The following is a 6,000-nucleotide window of genomic DNA, read 5'->3' as shown; positions in this document are numbered from 1 at the left end:
ATTAAATCCATCTTAACAGATGTCTTTTTTCGAATGTCTACTTAAAGGGGATAATACCAACTTCTGCGGCTTTTTTGCTGTATATTGAAGAGATTGTACGACTACTATAAAATAATGATCTGCTGCATACATGATCATATACGTTAGCAGCTACATTATTATAGAAATAAAACGAATTGTATAGACAATATGTAAGCGTTTTATTAAAATGTATGTACAACAAACGGAGCGATAACAGCATCATGCTACGCGGGTATCATGCCATATGGTACAATGGAGTGTATGCATTGTGATCGAAAACGGGATTGCTGTTGTAATCCAATCAGCCAGGAGGGGCCATGACCGCTAAATATAGACAAGTACGGGACGAGATTCTTTCCTGGATTCATTCCTCCCGTCTACAGCCAGGCAGTCGTCTGCCATCAGAGCATGAGATTGCCGAGCAATTTGAAGTAAGCCGCCAGACCGTACGACAGGCATTGGGTGAGCTCATGCGAGACGGCTGGTTAAATCGTATTCAGGGGAAAGGTACGTTTGTAACGGAGCCGGTCGTCCGCACGACAGGCCACGATAAAACGGTAGGTGTGATCACCACGTACATTTCCGATTATATTTTCCCGCAAATCGTACAGGGGATCGAAGCGCGATTGCGTGAGGAAGGCTATCGCTTGCTGCTCGCCAGTACGGATAATGATCCGGACAAGGAGCGGGAATGTCTGGAGATGATGCTTAGCCAGTCTCCAGCGGCGTTGATCGTCGAGCCGACCCGTAGTGGAGAACGGAGCCGCAATCTAAATTATTTTCTGACGATCGAGAATCGCCAGATTCCTTACTTGATGATTAATGCAAGCTACGAGGAGATGGATTCCCCCTGTCTGCGTATGGATGATGAGCGTGGCGGATTTTTGGCGACTGAGCATCTGATCGAGCTGGGACATCGCCGGATCGCTGGATTTTTCAAAACAGACGATATGCAGGGTGTACGACGGATGAGAGGCTTCGTAGCTGCTCACCGCAAGCATCATATTCCATTACAGCCCTCCTTAATTTTCACCTACACTACTGAGGATAAGCACTCGGCTCCGCTGGAGCAGGCGCGTCGTCTGATTGCTGCGGCTCGTTCTGAACGCGCCACAGGCTGGGTATTGTACAATGATGAGCTGGCAGTTACGCTGCTTCAGGCAGTACGCGAGGCAGGGCTACGTGTGCCTGAAGAGCTGTCTATGGTTGGTTTTGACGATTCATTTCTTGCTACAGCAACCGAGGTGAAGCTGACAACAATGAGCCATCCAAAGCACGCACTGGGTACAGCGGCCGCAGAGCTTATATTGCAGATGCTGGAGGGGCGAGGCCATGTGGATGAGAAGATTCATGTGCCTGAGCTAATCTGTCGTGAGTCTACTGCGCCAGCACCTGCTATTGAGGAATGAGCCCAACGAATAGTTTATAAAAGAAAATCATAAAAGCCGTAGATGAAGAGTGAATGGCACTCATCTTCCACGGCTTTTTGTATTTGGATGGAGTTTAAACGTAAATTCAAGCAATCGATATGGCGATTACATATCCAGTGTAACTATATCTGATGTAATTACATATCTTACGCAACTACGTATCTGACATAATCGAAGACTACGATATGTATAGCAGTTAACAAAAACATATAAATTGTTAACTAGCCTATTATATGTCCAGACAAGTAAGAGCTCCACTGCGTACCGAGATTCGGAAACGGCGGAGCTCTCACAGGATCTATATTACAATGCACCAGACATACTGGCTAACGATTCCATTCGTTAAACTGTGTCAAATATTTCACAGTTTATAACGTCATAAAAAGCGTTTTGCTTATTTCTTCAGCTCTGCATATTCTTCAAGCTCTACTTCTTGCTGCTCGCCAAGGACACAATCAGCGAAAAGAACCGATTTGGGAATGCGGAAAAATTGTTCTGTTTTTTCCTGAAAAGCGGGTGAAGGCAGTGTAGCTTGATGAAGCCATTTGCGGAATGTACCCGGATGCACGCCAATCCAGTGACTGACATCGGTTACAGATAGATCGTGAACCATACAAAGGCCAGTTAAGATGTGGTTACGTACCGGAGAACGTGTAATGGTACGTTTCATGAAGCGGGATGGTGCTTGTTGGCAGATGACAGGACTATTGTTAATCACCTGTGGGTTGAATAGGATATGATGCGGATAGCCAAGCTCCCTACATACTTTTTCCAGGTTCGCTTTGCCCGGCAATCTTCCTTCATACACCCAGGCGCTTACGCTGCGTGAAGAAACTGATAACCTTTCCGCGAGCTCGGACAGCTTGATATCCTTGACCATCAGTACAGCCAGCAAAACGCGATTGCGAATTTGACAGCGTGTTGGTCGACGGAAACGTTTGACGCGGACACCTTTCCCAAGGTATTTACGGTTAATCAGAGACCACGCCTCTATAAAATGTCGTTCTGGTTGATTAGGCATATTTCCTCCGATAAAAGTAATTATTCATTTTATAGCAGTCGGTTTAATGACCCTTTCAACATCCTACAACACAAGTTGGCTCGTTTCAAGCGAACTTTTGCCAAAATAACACATGAAAATAAGGTAATTTTTCGAAAAATCAATTCGACCATACAAATTGACAAAAACATGAGTGAGAATGTATTCAACTACTGTGTGTTTACCAAAAAATGAAAATGTTGTAATGTAATATTTTTAATAATTTGATTGTGAAAAATGATTATGATAGTCAGCAAGTCGATGTCAAAAGAAACGAAAAACAGTTATTTGGTTGTTAGACTAATTGGTTAAGTAAACTGTGATATAGATATACCACAATTTGAATAATCAATAAGTTACATTCCTGTATACACTACTTCCATACAAAACGACATAGCGAACACAGAAGGTCAACTTCTGCCTATTACAGTAAGGTAGAAGCAAAACGATTCGGAACAAACAGGACAATGGATCGTATAAAAGCAGGCTTGGAGTGGAGTCTATTTTTTGTCCTTTTCGCGCCACTGGTAGTAAAAAGAATCAACGCTTTATTACAGCTTTATTATGGAAAATTAGATGATCAAATTGAAGAAAATTCCGTATTTCTGATACATTCGCGTTCTCACCGGGTATATATGAACAATGGCCAGTCATAATGGTTGCTGGCTCAATTGCATACTATGCACTCTGCATACAGCAAAATTGCTAATCATTCTAGGGAGGTCAATTCGTATGACTACTATGAAAATGAAAGCTGAAAAACGTGAAGCAACTAAATATTCCGCGGTCCGCGAACTGCGCAACAGCGGTCGTACACCGGGCGTTGTATATGGACCTGATCTGGGAAGTATTCCGGTACATGTGGACAGCAAGCAATTACAGGTACAAGCACGCCGCGGTGGTGCAGATATCTTCTCACTGACGCTGGATAACGGCAAAAGTGTACAGGTACTGCTGAAGGATATTCAGCGTCGCGAAGGACGCATCATGCACGTCGACTTCTTGCAGGTATCCTCTAAAAAACCAATTACCGTTAGCGTACCATTGGACTTCCAGGGCGAAGCACCAGGAACCAAGGTGGGCGGTATTCTGCAAACTCAAACGAATGAGCTGGAAGTATCCGGTCTTGCGAAAGACCTGCCATCTACACTCGCTGTGGATGTATCCAAGCTGGAAATCGGCGACACGATCACAGCCGCAGATGTGGAATTGCCTGATGGTGTCGAGCTGATCTCGCATGGGGAAGACATTCTGGCTTCTGTCGCAGTACCGCGTGTAGCTGACGAGGATCTGGAAACACCTACTGCATCTGATGAAGAAGCAGCAGATGGTGAAGCTACAGAAGAAGCTTCAGACGAAGAAAAGTCTGAGGAATAATGATAAGCTTCCTAATGAAGTCGCTATTCATTAAAGAATAGACGATGCGTAGTGGGATGAGAATGAAATCACTGTTTTACATTCGTTGTGATACAGTATACACAAAAACCGGAGCAGCTATCCTGCTCCGGTTTTTGTGTTGTACGCAGCAGGTGAATCTAATCTCCTTCAGGTACTTTTTATAGTAAGCAGCATGGTTCACGATGAAATGGAACAAATATATCAAGCGAATGAGCGGATCGCCGATAGGCGCAAATTGATGCTGAATATGATACGATAGAAAGGTGAGTGTGCGACTTAGGATCGCTCGGTGCTCAACATTATATACATATAAAAAGGAGTTGCTGTGACGATGATCAAGCATATTGTCCTGTTCAAATTCAAAAATCCTTCTGAGGAAATTATTAACAATGTAATTACAGGCTTGCGTGCGCTGGAAGGCAAAGTTGAGACATTGCGTTCTATTCAAGTAGGTGTGGATGTGATTCGCAGCGAGCGTTCCTACGATGTAGCACTCGTTAGTGACTTCGATTCGCTGGACGATCTTCAAGCATATCAAGTACATCCAGATCATGTACAAATCGCAGAATATATTGCGACCGTAAAGGAATCGACGATTGCCGTTGATTATGAATATTAATTTTCAATATTCAATCTGTATTTTCGGACAAGGATATGATTATATTCGCAAAGGCGGTGTCAAACGGTGTACTACGTAAATCGTGAGCAAATTGAACGCCGTATTACGGCACTGGATGATGTGTATGAAGCATTGGAGCAGGTAGCATCCAATTGGGATGGCAGTCTGTTTAGCGGGATGGTGCAGGAGCGTGCACTTCATCTGGCAATTGAATGTGTAACGGATATTGGAAGCTATTTGATCGACGGCTTTATTATGCGCGATGCGAGTAGCTATGATGATATTATTGAGATCATCCGTGGTGAGCAGGTGATGGATGAGGAGATAGCCGTTCGTTTGCTGGAGCTGGTGAAGCTGCGCCGTCCACTTGTACAGGATTATTATGATTGGCCGCGTCATGAACTGCATCCGTTGACGATGATTATGCCGGAGGTGCTGCGCGGATTTGCGCGGCAGGTAAGTGAGTATTTGAATCGTGAATTGGGATAGTATGTAGTCTGGCTGAATGATGGCTTGAAGTATTTAAATATCAGGTAGGATGGTATAGGCTATTCATCTGACTTGATGGATACAGAGGAGTCATTTTGCAGCTTGAGATGACTTTTCGGTTAACAAATGAATCGTTTTGAATTTACATCCCCTGCCGGATAAGCTACAATAACGGTATTATTAAAGGGATGCTGTGACCCTTTTCGCTGACAATGGCGGACAGGGTCATTTTATTTTTATAGCAAAGGGGGGTCCAGGGATGAAAGCCAACCCACAACCGTCCACGCGGCGAACGATCATGATGCTACTGAAGACAGGCGGTCCGGCAAGCGTATCGGATCTGGCCCAGAAACTAGAACTTACTGAAATGGCTGTTCGACGTCATATTCAGTCATTAGAGCAAGAAGGATTACTGCTGGCGGAGACGGTGCGCATACCTACAGGGCGACCTTATTTACGGTTTCGACTGAGCGAACAGGCGGCAGAGCATTTTCCGCATAATTATCATCAGTTAACATTGGATTTGCTGGATGAGCTTGATGATGTCTCGATCACGCGCATTTTTGAAGGACGTAAGCAAAAGCTGCTGGATCGGTATCGTCCGCTAATGGAGCAGCAAAGTCTGGGCGAGCGTGTCGCAGCCTTGACTGAGATTCAGCATCAAGGCGGTTATATGGCGAGCTATGAGAGCAATGGAAGCGATACGTATACGATGTATGAATATCATTGTCCGATCAATCGTGTTGCCGATCAGCATGGAATTGCCTGTCAATGTGAGCAGGAGCTGTTTCAACAGCTATTGGATGCTAAGGTAACACGTACCGAATGTATTGCTAAGGGCGGCCAATGCTGCATTTATCAGATTCAGAAGCGCTAGCTGCGCGTGTACCTTTATTCGATTTGGATGAAGCCTGTGAAGGATCGAATGCTTTGGAGAGTACATTTACATGATCTCGTGTTATGTATTTCATCCAATTATATCAAGATAGCAAAAAGGACTTGTT

At 44.4% G+C, this 6,000-nt stretch carries 6 protein-coding genes; 5 read left to right on the top strand and 1 reads right to left on the bottom strand.

The genetic code is table 11. From position 1 onward, the window contains the following. Window positions 1-338 precede the first annotated feature (338 nt). Window positions 339-1,430 (top strand): GntR family transcriptional regulator, encoded by a 1,092-nt coding sequence (locus tag IEX62_RS23115; protein ID WP_188778759.1) that lies wholly within the window; start codon window positions 339-341, stop codon window positions 1,428-1,430. 415 nt (window positions 1,431-1,845) lie between these two features. Here the strand turns inward: IEX62_RS23115 and IEX62_RS23110 are convergent, their stop codons facing one another. Beyond that, entirely contained in the window at window positions 1,846-2,472 is a 627-nt protein-coding gene (locus IEX62_RS23110; protein WP_188778757.1) for an XRE family transcriptional regulator, read from the bottom strand. A 750-nt stretch (window positions 2,473-3,222) separates the two neighbouring features. Between IEX62_RS23110 and IEX62_RS23105 the strand changes: the two genes are divergently transcribed. The 4 genes from IEX62_RS23105 to IEX62_RS23090 all read left to right on the top strand — a co-directional run bounded on the left by IEX62_RS23105 (window position 3,223) and on the right by IEX62_RS23090 (window position 5,873). Further along, complete coding sequence (locus tag IEX62_RS23105) at window positions 3,223-3,867, top strand: 50S ribosomal protein L25 (RefSeq protein WP_188778756.1); 645 nt, start codon at window positions 3,223-3,225, stop codon at window positions 3,865-3,867. 352 nt (window positions 3,868-4,219) lie between these two features. Beyond that, window positions 4,220-4,507, top strand: a complete 288-nt coding sequence (locus IEX62_RS23100; RefSeq protein WP_188778755.1) for a Dabb family protein — start codon at window positions 4,220-4,222, stop codon at window positions 4,505-4,507. 66 nt (window positions 4,508-4,573) lie between these two features. Next, window positions 4,574-4,996 carry a DUF86 domain-containing protein gene (locus IEX62_RS23095; RefSeq protein WP_188778754.1) on the top strand — a complete coding sequence of 141 codons (423 nt, stop codon included), beginning with the start codon at window positions 4,574-4,576 and terminating at the stop codon, window positions 4,994-4,996. 259 nt (window positions 4,997-5,255) lie between these two features. After that, the gene (locus IEX62_RS23090; RefSeq protein ID WP_188778753.1) at window positions 5,256-5,873 is read left to right on the top strand and encodes a helix-turn-helix transcriptional regulator; all 618 of its coding nucleotides are present in this window, start codon (window positions 5,256-5,258) and stop codon (window positions 5,871-5,873) included. Window positions 5,874-6,000 lie beyond the last annotated feature (127 nt).

Source organism: Paenibacillus hunanensis (genome assembly GCF_014645615.1).
Taxonomy (GTDB): domain Bacteria; phylum Bacillota; class Bacilli; order Paenibacillales; family Paenibacillaceae; genus Saccharibacillus; species Saccharibacillus hunanensis.
This window is presented reverse-complemented; position numbering and strand designations above follow the sequence as displayed.

Excerpts from the sequence above, each read along its gene's own strand:
- IEX62_RS23115 (WP_188778759.1), top strand. The coding sequence starts at position 339 with ATGACCGCTAAATATAGACAAGTACGGGACGAGATTCTTTCCTGGATT.
- IEX62_RS23100 (WP_188778755.1), top strand. The coding sequence starts at position 4,220 with ATGATCAAGCATATTGTCCTGTTCAAATTCAAAAATCCTTCTGAGGAA.
- IEX62_RS23090 (WP_188778753.1), top strand. The coding sequence starts at position 5,256 with ATGAAAGCCAACCCACAACCGTCCACGCGGCGAACGATCATGATGCTA.
- IEX62_RS23110 (WP_188778757.1), bottom strand. The coding sequence starts at position 2,472 with ATGCCTAATCAACCAGAACGACATTTTATAGAGGCGTGGTCTCTGATT.
- IEX62_RS23105 (WP_188778756.1), top strand. The coding sequence starts at position 3,223 with ATGACTACTATGAAAATGAAAGCTGAAAAACGTGAAGCAACTAAATAT.